Consider the following 16107-nt stretch of genomic DNA (forward strand, 5'->3'; position numbering starts at 1 on the left):
CTTATTCAATAAAAAATCAGTCTTGAAATAGCTAGACTAGAATGGAATCACTATAGTTTCTATAAAATTTATAGATTTGAATCTATTAATATTGGTAGATAGCCTAACCTGAATTTTTCGCACTTTTAATCATCTAATTCTTTAGTTTTGGCTGCTTTTAGCGATCGCTATTGAATGTACCCTATCTCAATCTATCCTTGAGGTCTTGTATTTCCCTAGCCCAATCATCAAAATCCTCTGAATCCTGCCATAGCTCCAGTAGTTCCGATGGTTCCGTTAAAATTCTATTCATAGCTAAAATAGCTAAGTCAACTAAAGCTTGGGGAGGAGTAAGCTTATGATTTTGAACCCACTGATCTAAGGATTCGGTATAACTATTTTTGACATAAAAGTTTCCTTTGAGTCGAGCAATCGTATCCGCAGCAGCGATCGCTTCATCTGCTTCTGGAACTTCAAGATAATCCGAACCAATATCAATCACATTTTGGAGGGTTTCGGCAATAAAGGAAAGGTCATTGGCTTCTACCAACGCATATATCCAATCTACGGCTGTATCATTACCAAATGGATCAGTACTCCAAGTTCCCATATTTTTCTATGATCTTGATTTTAAATTCTAAGGAATAAAATAAACTGAATTCTACAGTTCGCTTAGGAACAATCATAATTTTTCTAGATTTGAAGGGTTTTTTACTAGGTTTTATTACTAAAAGCTATATTGGGGAATGCTTCCCAATACTTTATTTTCTGTTAAATCTTGTCTTAGAGACTTCCAAAGATTCTTGAGTTGAGTCCAAAATACTAGGCGAACTTTCTAGTAATTTTTTTGCCATGCTTATTCTTTGCTTTGTTTGTTCGTTGTCAATCAAGTTTAAATCTGCTGACTCAACTAGAAAATCAAAAAACATTTGAGAATCAAAGGCTACCTTAATTACCTGTGCTGTAGGGATAAGTTTTTGAAGTTGCAATAAGTTGGTAATATTTCTTTTTACACTTAACAACTCAATACCAACAATGCGATCTAACTCATCATAATCAAATACCACGTTAGGCTGTATTTCTTCTGAGTCAACTATCTTGGCTGTTTCTAGCATTAAATAGGCTGCATCAACTTGCTGATCATATTTAATATTCATAATTTTCCCTTCATCCTTCGATCAAAGTGTGCAGTAACAATCATGGTAGGAGATCCAGTTTTCTTGTAAACAACCTTCAAAACGCTACCATTACGATCTTGAATTTTTTGAATGCTATTTCTAGCTCTGTATCAGTCTGATCTGGCTCTGTTTTATCAGGTTTCTCTATCGTTTCCTGTATCCATGTTAGCAATATATTTCTTGCCTCAATGCGTTCTTTAGCATGATCTAAAATTGCGTAAGGAAATTGATCAGATTGATTTGACATATCATATATCCTTGCGCTAATCTCCTAATCCTGTCGCCGTTTTTGAAACCAAGTTTGGAGAAGGCTTTGACATTCTAGTTCTCTAATCCCAGCGATCGCCTGCAATTTATGAAACGAAGCTGAACTATGGGGTAAATTAAGTACCGTATGAATTGCGCCTGTTTTGTGATCACTAGCTCCATAGACTAAGGTTTTGACCCTTGCTTGAATAATCGCTCCCGCACACATCGGACAGGGTTCGAGGGTGACATAGAGAGTTGCCTGATTAAGATGCCAGTCTTTAAGAACTTTCGTAGCATTTCTAATTGCTAGGATTTCGGCATGGGCAGTGGGATCACGATCTCGCTCCTTGCGATTTTCTCCTGTGGCTAAAATTTTCTGATCGCTACCAATAATAACTGCTGCCACAGGAATTTCTCCCTGTGATCCTGCTTGCTTAGCCAAGGCGATCGCCTGATCCATCCAAAAGCGATGTGACTCAAAGTCTATTTCTACCGAAGGATTCACAGGCAATATTTACCAGAATAATCTACTAGAAAAATTTACAAATGCAAAACAAAACCCAATCCCAATAGTAAACCACTCCAAAAATGCCAAGCCACAGCAATAAACTTACAATTACTGACTTCGGCGGGTTGGTTATGATATTGACTCACAAAATTAGTTAATTTCAGAGCGATCGCTAAACTCAGAAAAACTAAACCTGTTAATAAGGGAAAATATCCTAAACTAATACCAACGGGAATAATTAGAAATACCGCAATCACAAACCAAGGTAGAAGTTCGGCTGCTTTTTGAGTGCCTAATCTGACAATCGGCGATCGCTTTCCTGCGGCTAAATCATCTTGTAATTGATGGAAATGGGAACAGAAGAGAATTGCCCCTGTAGTAATACCGATAATCATAGAAGCGAACAAAGCCGTAATTGAGAAAGAATGGGTTTGACTATAGTAGGCGGCTGATACTGCTAAAGGTCCAAAACAGAAGAAGGAAATTATCTCTCCCAACCCATGATAGCCCAATCGAAACGGATGTCCTTGATAGGTATAACCCAAAAAGCAACAAAGACTGATAATGCCAACAACGGTTAAATCCTGCTGCTGCCAAGAAATGCTTAAAACCAGACCAATACCGGTAATCAGACAAATATTAGCGATCGCTAGAATCAAATTCTTTCTGCCTGTCAGATTCACTAGAGAATGATGTTTATTTTTATCAATACCCGTATCGGCATCAAATACGTCATTACAAAGATTTTCCCAAACGAGGATTAAAACTGCCCCAACTAAAAAAGTACTAAATATCTCCCAGTTTATCGCTGCGGTTTGATAATAGGCGATCGCTGTACCCGTAGTAATAGGAATAATGGCAACGCTATACATAGGGGGCTTAATTGCCGCCAACCATAATTTTTTTCGGTCAGATGACTCCACAATTGGCACCATGAACAAATCATAAATAATTAGGATAATTTGCCAATCCTAGCAAGGAATTTACAAAATATTAGTCATACTTTGCCAAAATTAACTCTTACCCCCTTTCCACAAGCCATTAGAGTAGGCGATTTTTTTGATCCGATGACTTAAATCTAGTAATAATTGCATCACGTTGTTTAAGATGTTTAGTCTTCCTTCCTGCAACTCGTTTGCGCCACATCCGAAAACTTGAAGCTTTCATTGCTTGACGCATCAGGGCAATTACTTGAGCTTCATTTAATCCAAATTGGAACTCAATGGCTTCAAAGGTGGTACGGTCTTCCCAAGCCATTTCGATAATGCGATCAGTTATTTCGGGTGTTAAGTGTTTAGATGGATTCACGATTATTACCTTTGCTTCAATATGATTAGAGTAATATCATCATAAATTTTTTGCTGACCAATAAAGTGCATTACGTCTTTGATGACCGCTTTACACACATCCGTGGCAGAGAGGTGGTGATACTTCTGGGCGATCGCACACATACGTTCTAAGCCATAAAATTGATTCTCAGAATTAGTAGCTTCAGGGATGCCATCGGTATATAGCAAAACCAAATCATCAGGTTGCAAGTCAATCACAGCCTCACCAATAAAAGCATCAATATCCAACTCCAGCCCCAAAGGAAAGCCCAAATCCATAGTGTCTAAACGTTCTAAACTGCCATCTCGCCGCACAATGATGATTTCTTCATGCTGTCCACTTACTCTTAAAGTTTGATTGGCATACTCTAGGATGGTAAGCGTCATATTTTTGCATGAGTCCATGCGATGGGCGTTATCGTATAAAGTCTGATTCACTGCTCCTAGAAATTTCACAGGATTGGTTTCTCCTGCACCAATGAGAGTACGCACCGCCGTTTGTGCCATCAGCATAATTATGCCGCTACTAAGTCCATGCCCAGTGACATCTCCGATCGCAATTTTAACTCTACCATCATGATAAATCACGTCATAATAATCGCCTCCAACCTCAGCCGCAGGTTCCATATAGGCAGCAACATCTAGTTCGGGAATTAGCTCTAGTTCACCCACCTTAGGTAAAATCATCATCTGAATTTTTTGAGCAACAGATAGCTCGGCACCCATGCGAATATTTTCCGCAGCCAACTTTTCATTGAGGCAATTGATAATACCGTTTGCCTGTTCTAGGTCTTTAGTGCGTTCTTCGATTTCTTGTAGTTTGAGGCGTAGCTCTAGTTGAGAAATTACCTGCCGACTTAACATCTTTAGGGCTGCTTCCTGTTCAGGCATAAGGGTTCTTGGCTTTTGGTCAATCACACACAAAGTGCCAATGGCAAAATCATCAGGTGTGACTAGGGGAAATCCTCCATAAAACCGAATATTTGTATCTCCAGTAACTAGGGGGTTGTCAGCAAATCTGACATCAGCAGTAGCATCCTCAACGATAAGCGGTTGATCAGGATTCAGGATGGCATGGGCGCAAAAGGCTTGATCTCTAGGCGTTTCACTGGATTCTAATCCGAGTTTTGACTTAAACCATTGGCGATCATGGTCAATTAAGCTAATTAAAGCAATGGGCATACCACAGATTTGAGACGCTAAGTGCGTAAAGTCATCAAATAAAACTTCGGCGACGGTATCAAGAATTTGATATTGGTACAGAGCAGCTAACCTAGCTTGTTCATTATCAGGAATCGGTGCTTTCATAGGTTTTAGCTACATTTATAATCTCTGTATATCTAAAATCCATCTTAAACCCGTAACTCCACCTGCAAAGATTTAGAAGATAACTTTTTATTAAAGCTTACGGAGTAATCATTGCCATCAATTTTAAGAAATTCCTTAAATGCTCAAATCTAAATTAACTTATAGTAGTTATCGTAGCGATCGCCTGCCTTTGTTCAGAATCATAACCCCATTTAGTGAGAAAATTAGCATATTCTCCTGTTCCAGACTCGGCTGCAGCTTTCATTAAATTAGCAATTCTTTTGACTTCAGTGAGATTGAGTAAGCTAATTAAGTTAGCGGTACGTTCCTTTACTTGTTGTGATCCTTGGGCATGACTTTCATCTTGATTGCGTCGATGGGCGATCGCCATAGCTGTGGACATTACTAAATTTTTAACTAATAACTCCGCACTAGGTTCAGGAACTGCTTGGATGGCTTTAATTACTGCTTCTGTAGGATGATTACCAACAGGATTAGTTAAGTAATAAACATAAAACCCCCTTGCGCCATTATCTGTCCTAATTAAGTCTGCGATCGCTTGTTGTAATTCTGGTTCGGATAAATCAGCAGAGGTAAATAAATTTTCGGTGCAGGCGATCGCCTCTTCAAAACTTAGGGATGCAATCATAGTTTAATGGTTTTTATTAGAAATTCAACTGAACTGAGAATAATAATTTTTCTGAAAAGATTTAGGCGGAGGATAAAGTCTCAAAGCCAGCTTGATAAAAATAATTATCTAAAATTAAAGCTGAAACAATTTCTCGATTTTTCATTAAGTAGGTAAACATAGGTAATCTAAAGATAGAAAGGGTCGTAGGACGAAGCCCCACAATGGGTTTTAGTTTTCTGCTCTCAAAAAGTGTTTACTTTTCTTTGACCTACCTACTTACTAAGCACTAGGACAACCTATAGTTAGGACAATTAGTATCTGCAGCGATCACCTTTTAAATTTTATAGGGGTTTCTATCTAATCCTGATTTTTCCTTCTTCAGCAATCCATAAATGTCCTTCTAGGGGATATTGTGAAAGTGCAGGAAGTATCTTTTCCAAGAATAATATTAAATACGGTTTATCTTGTTTACTCACCCTTAAAACAATTATTCCTTTATGGTCTTGTGGTGGATATGTTTGAATATCAGCAAAGTCTAAATCTAATGTAATCAAAGCTCGTTCTTCACGCTGGCACACAGAAATAACAATAGTATCTTTTGCTCCTTTTAAAGCTTCAGAATAAATGGTGGAGGCTTCATAGCCATTATTTTTCAAAATATCAGCAAATTCTATTGGTAGATTTTCATCAATTTTAAATTTCATACAGGTAATGGTAGTAAGATAACCTGCTCGCGTGCCAACTCAGCACCGTAGCTAATAGCTGCCAGAATATCCTCAGAAGTTAGTGTGGGATAGCTTGCTAAAATTTCTGCTTCACTAACTTGCGCTGCAAGATTATCAAGAATAACTGACACCATAATTCTTGTTCCTTTGATACAAGCTTTACCATGACAAATTGATAGATCCGTGGCAACTCTATCTCTCCACTTCATAATTCTTTTCTCCCTTATTAGGTTCAACAGCGATCGTACCAAAATGTTTTATCAAATTTAGAAACACAAAGTATTAATTTATGATAAGCCACACGCAATCTCTAAACCTATAGCAGCCAAAGGTAATCAGCATGGGTAACTAAAATCATTTTAGAGCGATCGCTAACGGAGCCTTGTAGATAAAAATAATCGCCTCTTCAAAACTTAGGGATGTAATCATGATTTAAAGCTTTCTTCCTCAAATACAGCCATTTAAGGCTACTCCTAACAAAATATAGGGTATATTAAGCTCTAACAACTACAAACTTTAGAGATAAGTCCCTGTGATTTTTTCAAGAGTTACCCCTGGTACGCCCTTAAGCCCATTACAAAGAAAAGGTATTGAGACTATATCTTACTTTCAAGGTCGAGATATTGTTTTAGCGATCGATACTACGCAAAGTGTACAGTTAAGTGATGAGGGCATATTGCGTTTAAAGCAAATAGTTAAGGATCAGTTAAAAAATGGTGATTCTATCTATATAACTCCCTTTGCTACAGACATAGATTTATCAAAACTGCCGATTGAGGTAAAAGATCAAAATGAAATTAATCAAGTTATTAGTTCCCTGCCTCTCCAAAGCGATCCCAATGTAGCTAATACGGATATTCAAAACGCTGAACTTAAAATTTATAAGCATCTTGCCCAGTTAAATCAAGATCGCCTAGTACAAAAGCAACCTGTAAAGTTTCAAGCTGTAGTTTGGATTACGGATGCCCCCCTATTTACCAAAACTGGGGATGAATGGATTGAAACTCCAAACAATAGTCCATTTAGAAATCCTAACTCTCCTGAAAGTCTGGAAAGAGCAAAATGGTTACACGCTTTACCCTTACAACCAAGATCGCAGAGCATTAATGATAACTATAGAGCCTGTTTCATATCTCATGAGTAGCAATTCTTTTTAGCATCAAACGAATAAAGCAAAGATTGAGTTTAGCTGTAGCATTAACGAGAGTTCTCTCAAAGTTCTTAACTAAGATTTTGCATCTTTCAACCCAAGCATTTGACCTTTCAATTACCCACCTTGTCGGCACAACTACAAACCCAGACAGACCTTTTTCTGCCTTCTGTTGCTTTGATACCTTAGGAGAAATTTCAAACCTAATCTTAGTCATAATCTCAGGATATATCTTCTCTAGTTCTTGGATCAGTTTCTCGATATGATAACCACTATCCAGCAATATCGTAGTTAGCGTAATGTCATCTGGTTTCGATTTGAAGTAATCAATGTTAATCGTTAACATCTCAATCAGTCCTTGGTCATCTGATACATTTGCTCTTGTTAAATAGGTAAAGAAAGGAAATCCCAGAGTGTCAACGGCTAAATGTCTTTTGATCCCGTTAGTTGCTTTGTAGGAGCAGAAGCCCTTGGATTCTATACTTGCATTACAAGTATTTTTCACTGCTTGTGAGTCAATGATGATTAAAGTTGTCCATTTTGATTTTTTTTGACTGTTCACGGGCTGTTGAATGCAAGGTTTCCATAATCGCAGTAAATGTACCTGTATCTTTCCACTCCTTGTAGTATCGATAGACTGTAGAGAATGGTGGTAAGTCTCGGGGCATATCTCGCCAATTACAACCGTTTTTGAGTTGGTAGAGTATGCCGTCTAAAATTTGTCTTTTTGTCCAAGTTGGCGGTCTAGTTTGCTTTTTCTTTGGGAGCAATGGTTCTATAATTTCCCATTCTTTATCTGTTAGGCTACTTGAGTATGGATTTAGCATTTTCTAAGTATCATACATCTTGCTCATAATAGATATGAAACAGGCTCTATAAGCTTACCGTAGTTGATATTCCTGCTACAGTTCAGGAATTTTGCACCCCCGCCCCCAGTGGACAAGAGACTTGTTTGGTCGATTCATATTTAATCAGTCAATTAGGGCTATCAGTTGCGATAGGAGTTGCTTCTATCTCGAGCATTTGTGCTTTGATAGGCTGGAAATTTTGGCAGGCGGACGGAAAAATTAAACTAGAGATTATAACTCCCGATATGGATGAACCCCAAAGATTTGAGCTAAAGAATAACCAAAAAATTGCGATCGGTGAATATGATGCAAGCTATGCTGGCTCGATCAATTGTCCAGGTGCCGAAATTCGAGGATATATTCAAAGGCAGGGCAGAAATTTTTATATTGTGCCTAGTGGCATTGAATTATCCACTTCAACGTCTATGTACTATGGAGAAAATGAAATCACAACACAACAAAAAATTTCAGGACGGCGAATTAGTTTGAACTGTCCAGATCGCAAAGGAAAAGAGTTTGTAGTAGAAATAGTTATTGATAAATAGGAGTGACAATTATGGCAGACTACCAAGGTATTACTCGCACCGTCTGTATTGGGATCGGCGGAACAGGCGAAAAGGTATTAACTCAGATTAAGAAAATAATCGTTGATCGCTATGGCTCTTTAGATAGCTTACCTGTGGTCAGTTTTGTCCAAATTGATACTGATGATGCCATCACTTCTAAAGGGGGTAACAGCTACAGAGGTAAAGATATAAGTTTTCGGGAAACAGAACTAGTTAAAGCCGTAGTATCTAAAACCGAAGCTGAGGCAATCTCTAATGGAATTCAAGAAGTCTATGACGATAAAGACCTGAAAACCTTGAAGCCTCAGTCTCATATTGCTAGGTGGTTCCCACCTCAATTGGTTAAAAATATTTCAGCCATTGAAAAGGGAGCGCAAGCCCGCCGACCCATTGGTAGATTAGCCTTTACTAAAAACTATGAAAAATTTCAACAAACTATCGATGCTGCCGTACGAAGAACTGATGGACACGCTGAATACCTACTTAGTAGTGAGCAAAAACTTAAACTGGATCCGGGTATAAACTTTTTTATCGTAGCTTCACTGTGCGGAGGTACAGGCAGTGGGATGTTTTTAGATGTTGCTTATGCAATTCGGGGTCTTTACAGCCCTAACCAAGTAAATCCTAATATTAGGCTTTCAGGATATTTAGTAATTAGCCCCCAAATTTACGGTGATACTCCCCGTCAGTATGCTAACTGCTACGCTGCCCTAAAGGAACTAGATTACTATTCCAGCGAACACACGACATTTGAAATTTGCTACACTCAAAATGATAATAGAGGTATTGTCCGAGAACCCCGTCCTCCTTTTGACTTTCCGTACCTTATTTCTAAGGACATAGCTGATACAGGTTCTACCATTTCAACTAGAGAAAAGTTGTTTAATATCACCGCCCAAAAGATTACTCTTGAGTTCTCTGATGAATTATCCCCTAGGGTTAAATCAATGCGGGATAATTTTCCTGACTATATGCAGCAGTGGGATACCCATCCTCGCTCTAACTGTCAGCAATATATGACCTTTGGCTTGGTCTCTATCCATTTCCCCAAGGAACGTATTAGTGCTATTACCCAATTTGAAGTTGGCTGTAAACTAACAGCATTTTGGTTAAATGGCATTGGTCAAAGTCCAGATTCGCAAGCATTAGTCGATCAGTTTTTAGTTAACTATAATTGGCATCCTAACCTTGCTAAGAAAGATGGATTTGTTAGTAGCTTGGAAAACATCACTGTAGAGGGCGGTAAAACATTCAAAAAAATTATTGAATCTAATAAAGCTGAATTAAAGAAATCTGTAGATGACTGCAAAACTGATAGCGATCGCCAAGCTTTAGCAAGTAAACTCAACACCCAACTCAATGCTAAATTCCGTAAGGTAATCCATAGCGATACGGAGGCTGAACGGGGAGAGTGGATAACTAAGCTGCAAAAAGCCAGACTAAATATCGAGAATCAATACAATCAGAATATTAAAGACTTTATCTCAGAGCTACTCAATCCCAGCAATTTCAAATTTTCCATTAGAAATACCCGTATCTGGCTTGAGGCGATGCAGACTGAGTTAAATAATTATCGCTCTGCTATAGAGCCTGTTTCATATCTATTATGAGCAAGATGTATGATACTTAGAAAATGCTAAATCCATACTCAAGTAGCCTAACAGATAAAGAATGGGAAATTATAGAACCATTGCTCCCAAAGAAAAAGCAAACTAGACCGCCAACTTGGACAAAAAGACAAATTTTAGACGGCATACTCTACCAACTCAAAAACGGTTGTAATTGGCGAGATATGCCCCGAGACTTACCACCATTCTCTACAGTGTATCGATACTACAAGGAGTGGAAAGATACAGGTACATTTACTGCGATTATGGAAGCTTTACATGCAACAGCCCGTGAACAGTCAAAAAAAATCAAAATGGACAACTTTAATCATCATTGACTCACAAGCAGTGAAAAATACTTGTAATGCAAGTATAGAATCCAAGGGCTTCTGCTCCTACAAAGCAACTAACGGGATCAAAAGACATTTAGCCGTTGACACTCTGGGATTTCCTTTCTTTACCTATTTAACAAGAGCAAATGTATCAGATGACCAAGGACTGATTGAGATGTTAACGATTAACATTGATTACTTCAAATCGAAACCAGATGACATTACGCTAACTACGATATTGCTGGATAGTGGTTATCATATCGAGAAACTGATCCAAGAACTAGAGAAGATATATCCTGAGATTATGACTAAGATTAGGTTTGAAATTTCTCCTAAGGTATCAAAGCAAAAGCAGGCAGAAAAAGGTCTGTCTGGGTTTGTAGTTGTGCCGACAAGGTGGGTAATTGAAAGGTCAAATGCTTGGGTTGAAAGATGCAAAATCTTAGTTAAGAACTTTGAGAGAACTCTCGTTAATGCTACAGCTAAACTCAATCTTTGCTTTATTCGTTTGATGCTAAAAAGAATTGTTACTCATGAGATATGAAACAGGCTCTATAGAAAATGAAATTACCCGCCTGAATGAAGCAAAAACTCTCGAAGATTTACAAAAAGTTGTTAAATCAAGTTCAACCGATATAGCTGAAGCTAATGAAAAATTTGAGATGCCTTTTTTCTCGGGAGGAAAGAATAAAAAAGTCAAAGAGATAGCCCAGTCTTTAATCACGACAGCCTATGGACTTATAGAGCATAATTTTCACTTAACTATCCATCAAGAAGCTCTAAAAATTTGCAAGTCTACAATATCAGCTATTGAAGACCACTTAAAACAACTAAATGACCTATATAACTCATGTTCTGGTTTATCAAGAAGATACCAAAATTCCAAAAAAGATAGTCAAGAATTTAACAATGAAGAAATTCATGGAGAAGCTGTATCCACTAATGAAGATGAGGAACGATGCTATAAAATTCTCATGCCAGACGGTCAAGAGAAATCAGCTCTAATTCAGCTTACAACAAATACCCTACAAGCTTTTGGCGATGAAAAATCTTTAGTTGGATTAAAAAATATTAGTGAAAACGATCTAGCTAAGGAACTCCCTAAAGTATTAGCTGAATTTCTTTCACCGCGTATGCAAGAGTTTAGTGGCTCTGTGATTAAACTCTTTGAGAAAAAATACTCTGCCCCAGAAAAACAAAGAATAAGATTAGGACAAATTATCAAGGATGGAGGATTGCTTTTACCTTTAGATTTGAGGGACGTTTACTTTCAAGACAGACCAGAAAAGAGTCTCCGAGTAGTTGGCTTTAAAAGTAGTGACGAACGGGAAGTTGGAAACTTTAAGAAAATTTTGCAAGATAATCAAGTTGAATCAAGCGAATACGAACCGACTAGCAGGGAAGATGAAGTTGTAATCACCTCTGAAAGTGCGGGCTTTCCTCTTCGGATTATTCGAGGAATTGAAAACTTCAGATTTCAGTATGAACTGCAAAAGCGAGACCCCAATATATCTTTGCATAACGATCGCCGTATTAGTTTTCCAGATATAATCCCTCCCGAAGCTAAGGCTGTGGAAAAATTGCAGAATATTTTTTATCCTTGCTTGGCTCTAGGAATTATTGATCGTTCTGGAAGTTCCCAAGAAATGACATTTTCCTATTACAACAACAGAAGAGAAAAGGAAGTTACTGAGAGTTTAAGTCCTAATTGGAACTTTGCCCTAGAACAAGTCTATTTAAATCGAGATATGGAATTTAGTATAGAAAGCAGACTAGAGGAATTAATTAATGGAACCAGTCAATCTGAATGGAAATCTAAGTATCGTCCAATGCTTGTAAGATTTAAGCAAGAAGTGGATAGCTTTACCGATAGAGATCAAAACTATCGAAGTAAAGAGCTAATTCTTGGTTCTAATCAAGTTTCTCCCCCTCAAATAGGGATAATTGACAAATTTGATCGAAAAGTTCAAGATCGACTTTTAGACAAACAAGCTAATAATGTATTAGCATCGGGTGAAAACTCTCTAGCTAGTAATAATGCTCAGTTTGTTGATGCAGAAGTAGTATCAGATTCAAAAGTATATAACTCTTCAACCAGTGAACTGGAAGAGGGAATAAAACGTCTTGACGATTTATTATTGGATGGAGTTATTGATGGAGAAGATTATCAAAGAATGAAAACAAAATTAATTGGAAAATATCGGTAGTGCATCAAGATGAGGTAGTATAGAGAAAAGAGATAGTAGATAAAGACATGGAATGCCTATTGTGTGGACATCATAAAGTTTATGGACATGGTACAACCAGCAAAGGCAACGTCAGGTATGAATGTCCTAAATGTAAGAAGACATTTGTGGAGACCTTGGATACGATTTACTATCATCGGCATATAGATGCAGAAAAGATTCATTTAGTCCTGCAAAGCCAAAGTGAAGGAGTAAGCTTACGAGGTATAGCAAGATTGAGTGGATTAGCATATAACACAGTGGTTAGCATAATTAGACAAGCCTCACAGAAAGCCCAAATGGTTCATAACCAAGAAGTTAAAGCAGTAGAGACAGAAGAAATCAGTAGTGATGAAATGTGGTCATTCGTAGGAAAAAACAGAAAAACTGCTTACCAACAGAACTTGAGTCAGGAGACTGTTGGATTGGGGTAAGCATAGGTAATGATAGTGGATTGATTTTAGCGGCAAGAGTAGGAAAACATACGGATGAATTAATTGAGGAGATAGTTAGGAAAGACCGATTGCCAGCATTGGAATACTGATGGGTGGGGAGGATATGAGAGAGTGTTGGCAGAATATGTAGAACACTATATCGGCAAAGATCGCACTCAAAGAATAGAGAGGACGAATGGTATTTTAAGGCAACAGACAGGTAGATTTCATCGACGACAGCATAAATTCAGCAAGTTATGGGAGTGGACTGAAATAGCAGTCAGATTATTAGTCACATTTTTTAATTGGATATGGATTCACTCTCGAAAAAAGACAACTGCTGCCCAGAGAGCTAATTTAACCAATAGAAAGTGGACTTGGGATAATATTTGCACCTACTCTACTTTACTTTGACGCACTACCAATAATTTGAAATTAACAAATCATACTTAATCAAGTAAACTCATTAGAAAAAGGTAGAATGTAAAGGTTTGTTGAGATAAATTAATCCTGTGTCTGCTGCCCTTCCATCTCTAACAACCAATGATCCAGTCTCTCAGCCTATGCCGAGATTTTTTGTAAGCACCTCTGATTCCTCTGATTATCGATGGAGTCGGGATAATTACTCACCCCTCGCCCGCAGCATAGATATATGGCGCACTATGCTGACCTTAGTTTTATACTCTTGGTTAGATGCTAGAGCTTGGAGCTATGTAGGCGGTAAAACTCCCGAAAAAGTGCAGAAGCGTCGCCGTAGTCGGGCAATTTGGCTTAGAGAATCAATGCTACAGCTAGGTCCAACTTTTATTAAGGTGGGGCAGTTATTTTCTACCCGTGCTGATTTGTTTCCCGCCGAGTATGTCGAAGAATTATCAAAACTCCAAGATCGGGTGCCTGCCTTTAGTTATGAAATAGCCCAACAAATTACCGAGACAGATTTAGGTAAAAGCCTAGATCAAATGTACCAATATTTTGATCCCGTCCCGATCGCCGCTGCCAGTTTAGGACAGGTACACAAAGCCAGATTACACTCAGGCGAAGAAGTTGTAGTCAAAGTGCAACGCCCGGGCTTACTTAAGCTTTTTGCCATAGACCTAGGCATTCTCAAACAAATCGCTCAATACTATCAAAATCACCCTAAACATGGTAAAAATAGAGATTGGCTAGGCATTTATGATGAATGTCAGCGAATTCTATACCAAGAGGCAGATTATCTCAATGAAGGACGTAATGCTGATACCTTTCGGCGTAATTTCCGTAGTAGCGATCGCATTCTTGTCCCTAAAGTCTATTGGCGTTATACCTCTAAGCGCATTCTTACTTTAGAATATCTACCCGGAATAAAGATTAGTGATTATAGTTCCTTAGAAGCCGCAGGCATAGACCGAAAAATCTTAGCAAAACTAGGGGCAGAATCCTATCTACGGCAGTTATTAAATGATGGATTTTTCCACGCCGATCCCCACCCTGGTAATCTTGCGGTCAATACCGATGGCTCCTTAATTTTCTATGATTTTGGCATGATGGGACAAATTCAACCCATTACGAAAACTAAATTAGTCAATGTTTTTTTTGGGATTGCCCAGAAGGATGCGGAACTAGTAATTGCATCCCTAATAGATTTAGGTGCTTTAGAGATTTCAGGGGATATTGATCCTGTGCGCCGTTCGGTACAATATATGTTAGATAACTTCATGGGTAAGCCGATGGCATCTCAATCGATCACCGCCATTAGTGATGATTTGTTTGAAGTTGCCTACGCTCAACCCTTTCGGTTTCCTGCCACATTTACCTTTGTGTTACGGGCTTTATCAACCCTAGAAGGATTGGGAAAAGGACTTGATCCAGATTTTAACTTTATGGAGGTGGCAAAACCCTTTGCTACGGATTTAATGGGAAATAATAATGGTTTTGCTTCAAGTTTATTGGGTGAGTTAGGAAAACAAGCGGCACAGGTGGGAAATACTGCCTTTAATCTGCCTCGGCGGATGGAAGAAACGATTGTCAAAATTGAGCGCGGTGATATTAAGCTTAGAGTGCGATCGCAGGAAACTGATCGGCTATTAAGACGCTTGAATGGAGTTGGTACTAGTGGAATTTATGCCATGATTGGCGTGGGTTTATCCCTAGTGGCAACAATTTTATTTGTAACAGATTGGTATTGGTTAGCGGCGATCGCTTTAATTCTAGGAAGTATCTGTATAATTACTAGCTTAAGGATGCTGGCACGCATGGATCGAATGGAAAAAATGTTTTAGTAAGAAGACTATGAAACTAGTATTTGCTGGAAATACCGATGTGGGCTGTGTGAGATCAGCAAATCAAGACTCTTTCTGGATTGATCCTGAGGGACGTTTTTTTGTTGTTGCCGATGGGATGGGTGGTCATGCTGGCGGCGAAGAAGCTAGTCGGATTGCGGTTGATGTCATTAAAACTTACCTAGAGACAAAGTGGGACGAAGACCTTGCTCCCCAAGAACTTTTACAGTCAGCGATTAATCTTGCCAATGATGCCATCTTAAAGGATCAGGACTCCCATCCCGTACGGCGTGATATGGGGACAACGGTGGTAGTGCTGGTATTTAGGGATAATGAACCTTGGTATTGTCACATCGGCGATTCCCGTTTGTATCGGTTGCGGGGTGCAAAGTTAGAGCAAATTAGTGCCGATCATACTTGGATTGCTAAGGCAATTGAAACAGGGACAGTAGATGCGGAAGAGGCGAGGTCTCACCCTTGGCGACACATGCTCATCCAGTGCTTAGGTAGAGAGGATATTGACAGGATTAAAGCTGCTAAAGTGGACTTCCAGCCCGGCGATCGCTTCTTAATTTGTAGTGATGGTTTAACCGAAGAATTGAGTAACGAGCGGATTGCTAACCAACTTAAAACTATTCGCTCCTGTGAACAGGCAACCACTGCCCTGATTAATGCAGCAAAAACTAAAGGTGGTAGAGATAATATTACTGTGGTAATTGTTGCTAACGATTTACAGAACCAAGAAGCTATAGACGAAGCAGAAGTAAGTGTAGAGTAGGTT

At 38.6% G+C, this 16107-nt stretch carries 20 protein-coding genes and 1 pseudogene; 9 read left to right on the top strand and 12 right to left on the bottom strand.

Annotation, left to right across the window (positions count from 1 at the left end):
• Positions 1–181 precede the first annotated feature (181 nt).
• The 10 genes from SYN7502_RS08420 to SYN7502_RS08465 form a co-directional block, all read right to left on the bottom strand.
• Complete coding sequence (locus SYN7502_RS08420; protein WP_015168425.1) at positions 182–589, bottom strand: DUF4259 domain-containing protein; 408 nt, start codon at positions 587–589, stop codon at positions 182–184.
• 151 nt (positions 590–740) lie between these two features.
• On the bottom strand, positions 741–1136 hold the full coding sequence (locus SYN7502_RS18590; RefSeq protein ID WP_015168426.1) for a DUF2283 domain-containing protein: 396 nt from the start codon (positions 1134–1136) through the stop codon (positions 741–743).
• Between the two features lie 76 nt (positions 1137–1212).
• On the bottom strand, positions 1213–1404 hold the full coding sequence (locus SYN7502_RS08430) for a DUF4258 domain-containing protein (protein WP_015168427.1): 192 nt from the start codon (positions 1402–1404) through the stop codon (positions 1213–1215).
• Between the two features lie 24 nt (positions 1405–1428).
• On the bottom strand, positions 1429–1911 hold the full coding sequence (tadA, locus tag SYN7502_RS08435) for a tRNA adenosine(34) deaminase TadA (RefSeq protein ID WP_015168428.1): 483 nt from the start codon (positions 1909–1911) through the stop codon (positions 1429–1431).
• 35 nt (positions 1912–1946) lie between these two features.
• On the bottom strand, positions 1947–2849 hold the full coding sequence (gene menA, locus SYN7502_RS08440) for a 2-carboxy-1,4-naphthoquinone phytyltransferase (protein ID WP_015168429.1): 903 nt from the start codon (positions 2847–2849) through the stop codon (positions 1947–1949).
• A 106-nt stretch (positions 2850–2955) separates the two neighbouring features.
• Entirely contained in the window at positions 2956–3222 is a 267-nt protein-coding gene (locus tag SYN7502_RS08445) for a TIGR03643 family protein (RefSeq protein WP_015168430.1), read from the bottom strand.
• A gap of 5 nt (positions 3223–3227) precedes the next feature.
• Entirely contained in the window at positions 3228–4550 is a 1323-nt protein-coding gene (locus SYN7502_RS21160) for a PP2C family protein-serine/threonine phosphatase (protein WP_015168431.1), read from the bottom strand.
• 154 nt (positions 4551–4704) lie between these two features.
• On the bottom strand, positions 4705–5199 hold the full coding sequence (locus SYN7502_RS08455; RefSeq protein WP_015168432.1) for a hypothetical protein: 495 nt from the start codon (positions 5197–5199) through the stop codon (positions 4705–4707).
• A gap of 335 nt (positions 5200–5534) precedes the next feature.
• On the bottom strand, positions 5535–5885 hold the full coding sequence (locus SYN7502_RS08460) for a DUF5615 family PIN-like protein (RefSeq protein WP_015168433.1): 351 nt from the start codon (positions 5883–5885) through the stop codon (positions 5535–5537).
• Positions 5882–6115: a DUF433 domain-containing protein gene (locus SYN7502_RS08465; RefSeq protein ID WP_015168434.1), complete on the bottom strand. Its 234-nt coding sequence runs from the start codon at positions 6113–6115 to the stop codon at positions 5882–5884. Before SYN7502_RS08465 ends, SYN7502_RS08460 begins: the two co-directional genes overlap by 4 nt.
• A 323-nt stretch (positions 6116–6438) precedes the next feature.
• On the opposite strand from SYN7502_RS08465, the gene SYN7502_RS08470 reads away from it, so the two are divergent.
• On the top strand, positions 6439–7050 hold the full coding sequence (locus tag SYN7502_RS08470; protein ID WP_051023602.1) for a hypothetical protein: 612 nt from the start codon (positions 6439–6441) through the stop codon (positions 7048–7050).
• Here SYN7502_RS08470 and SYN7502_RS08475 read toward each other — a convergent pair.
• Positions 7034–7618: a transposase gene (locus SYN7502_RS08475; RefSeq protein ID WP_371257757.1), complete on the bottom strand. Its 585-nt coding sequence runs from the start codon at positions 7616–7618 to the stop codon at positions 7034–7036. The two genes, SYN7502_RS08470 and SYN7502_RS08475, sit on opposite strands and share 17 nt — an antisense overlap.
• A complete protein-coding gene (locus SYN7502_RS08480) occupies positions 7572–7883 on the bottom strand; it encodes a transposase (protein WP_041429164.1) in 312 nt (103 codons plus the stop codon). The genes SYN7502_RS08475 and SYN7502_RS08480 overlap by 47 nt, the downstream gene beginning before the upstream one ends.
• A gap of 125 nt (positions 7884–8008) precedes the next feature.
• Between SYN7502_RS08480 and SYN7502_RS08485 the strand changes: the two genes are divergently transcribed.
• The 8 genes and pseudogenes from SYN7502_RS08485 (at position 8009) to SYN7502_RS08520 (ending at position 16104) form a co-directional block, all read left to right on the top strand.
• A complete protein-coding gene (locus tag SYN7502_RS08485; protein ID WP_051023603.1) occupies positions 8009–8449 on the top strand; it encodes a hypothetical protein in 441 nt (146 codons plus the stop codon).
• 11 nt (positions 8450–8460) lie between these two features.
• Positions 8461–10080, top strand: a complete 1620-nt coding sequence (locus SYN7502_RS08490; protein WP_051023604.1) for a tubulin-like doman-containing protein — start codon at positions 8461–8463, stop codon at positions 10078–10080.
• Positions 10081–10103: 23 nt separating this feature from the next.
• Positions 10104–10415, top strand: coding sequence for a transposase (locus SYN7502_RS08495; protein WP_015168729.1), 312 nt, complete (start codon positions 10104–10106; stop codon positions 10413–10415).
• On the top strand, positions 10369–10953 hold the full coding sequence (locus SYN7502_RS08500) for a transposase (RefSeq protein WP_371257817.1): 585 nt from the start codon (positions 10369–10371) through the stop codon (positions 10951–10953). The genes SYN7502_RS08495 and SYN7502_RS08500 overlap by 47 nt, the downstream gene beginning before the upstream one ends.
• On the top strand, positions 10943–12616 hold the full coding sequence (locus tag SYN7502_RS08505; protein ID WP_041429329.1) for a hypothetical protein: 1674 nt from the start codon (positions 10943–10945) through the stop codon (positions 12614–12616). Before SYN7502_RS08500 ends, SYN7502_RS08505 begins: the two co-directional genes overlap by 11 nt.
• 47 nt (positions 12617–12663) lie before the next feature.
• Positions 12664–13482, top strand: a pseudogene (locus SYN7502_RS19325) (IS1 family transposase).
• Between the two features lie 98 nt (positions 13483–13580).
• On the top strand, positions 13581–15326 hold the full coding sequence (locus SYN7502_RS08515; protein WP_015168435.1) for an ABC1 kinase family protein: 1746 nt from the start codon (positions 13581–13583) through the stop codon (positions 15324–15326).
• 10 nt (positions 15327–15336) lie between these two features.
• Positions 15337–16104: a PP2C family protein-serine/threonine phosphatase gene (locus SYN7502_RS08520; RefSeq protein WP_015168436.1), complete on the top strand. Its 768-nt coding sequence runs from the start codon at positions 15337–15339 to the stop codon at positions 16102–16104.
• Positions 16105–16107 lie beyond the last annotated feature (3 nt).

Origin of the sequence: Synechococcus sp. PCC 7502 (genome assembly GCF_000317085.1) — a bacterium.
Lineage (GTDB): Bacteria > Cyanobacteriota > Cyanobacteriia > Pseudanabaenales > Pseudanabaenaceae > PCC-7502.

Coding starts and splice junctions, on each gene's coding strand:
- SYN7502_RS08420 (WP_015168425.1), bottom strand. CDS start 589: ATGGGAACTTGGAGTACTGATCCATTTGGTAATGATACAGCCGTAGAT.
- SYN7502_RS18590 (WP_015168426.1), bottom strand. CDS start 1,136: ATGAATATTAAATATGATCAGCAAGTTGATGCAGCCTATTTAATGCTA.
- SYN7502_RS08430 (WP_015168427.1), bottom strand. CDS start 1,404: ATGTCAAATCAATCTGATCAATTTCCTTACGCAATTTTAGATCATGCT.
- menA (WP_015168429.1), bottom strand. CDS start 2,849: ATGGTGCCAATTGTGGAGTCATCTGACCGAAAAAAATTATGGTTGGCG.
- SYN7502_RS21160 (WP_015168431.1), bottom strand. CDS start 4,550: ATGAAAGCACCGATTCCTGATAATGAACAAGCTAGGTTAGCTGCTCTG.
- SYN7502_RS08455 (WP_015168432.1), bottom strand. CDS start 5,199: ATGATTGCATCCCTAAGTTTTGAAGAGGCGATCGCCTGCACCGAAAAT.
- SYN7502_RS08460 (WP_015168433.1), bottom strand. CDS start 5,885: ATGAAATTTAAAATTGATGAAAATCTACCAATAGAATTTGCTGATATT.
- SYN7502_RS08465 (WP_015168434.1), bottom strand. CDS start 6,115: ATGAAGTGGAGAGATAGAGTTGCCACGGATCTATCAATTTGTCATGGT.
- SYN7502_RS08480 (WP_041429164.1), bottom strand. CDS start 7,883: ATGCTAAATCCATACTCAAGTAGCCTAACAGATAAAGAATGGGAAATT.
- SYN7502_RS08490 (WP_051023604.1), top strand. CDS start 8,461: ATGGCAGACTACCAAGGTATTACTCGCACCGTCTGTATTGGGATCGGC.
- SYN7502_RS08495 (WP_015168729.1), top strand. CDS start 10,104: ATGCTAAATCCATACTCAAGTAGCCTAACAGATAAAGAATGGGAAATT.
- SYN7502_RS08505 (WP_041429329.1), top strand. CDS start 10,943: ATGAGATATGAAACAGGCTCTATAGAAAATGAAATTACCCGCCTGAAT.
- SYN7502_RS08520 (WP_015168436.1), top strand. CDS start 15,337: ATGAAACTAGTATTTGCTGGAAATACCGATGTGGGCTGTGTGAGATCA.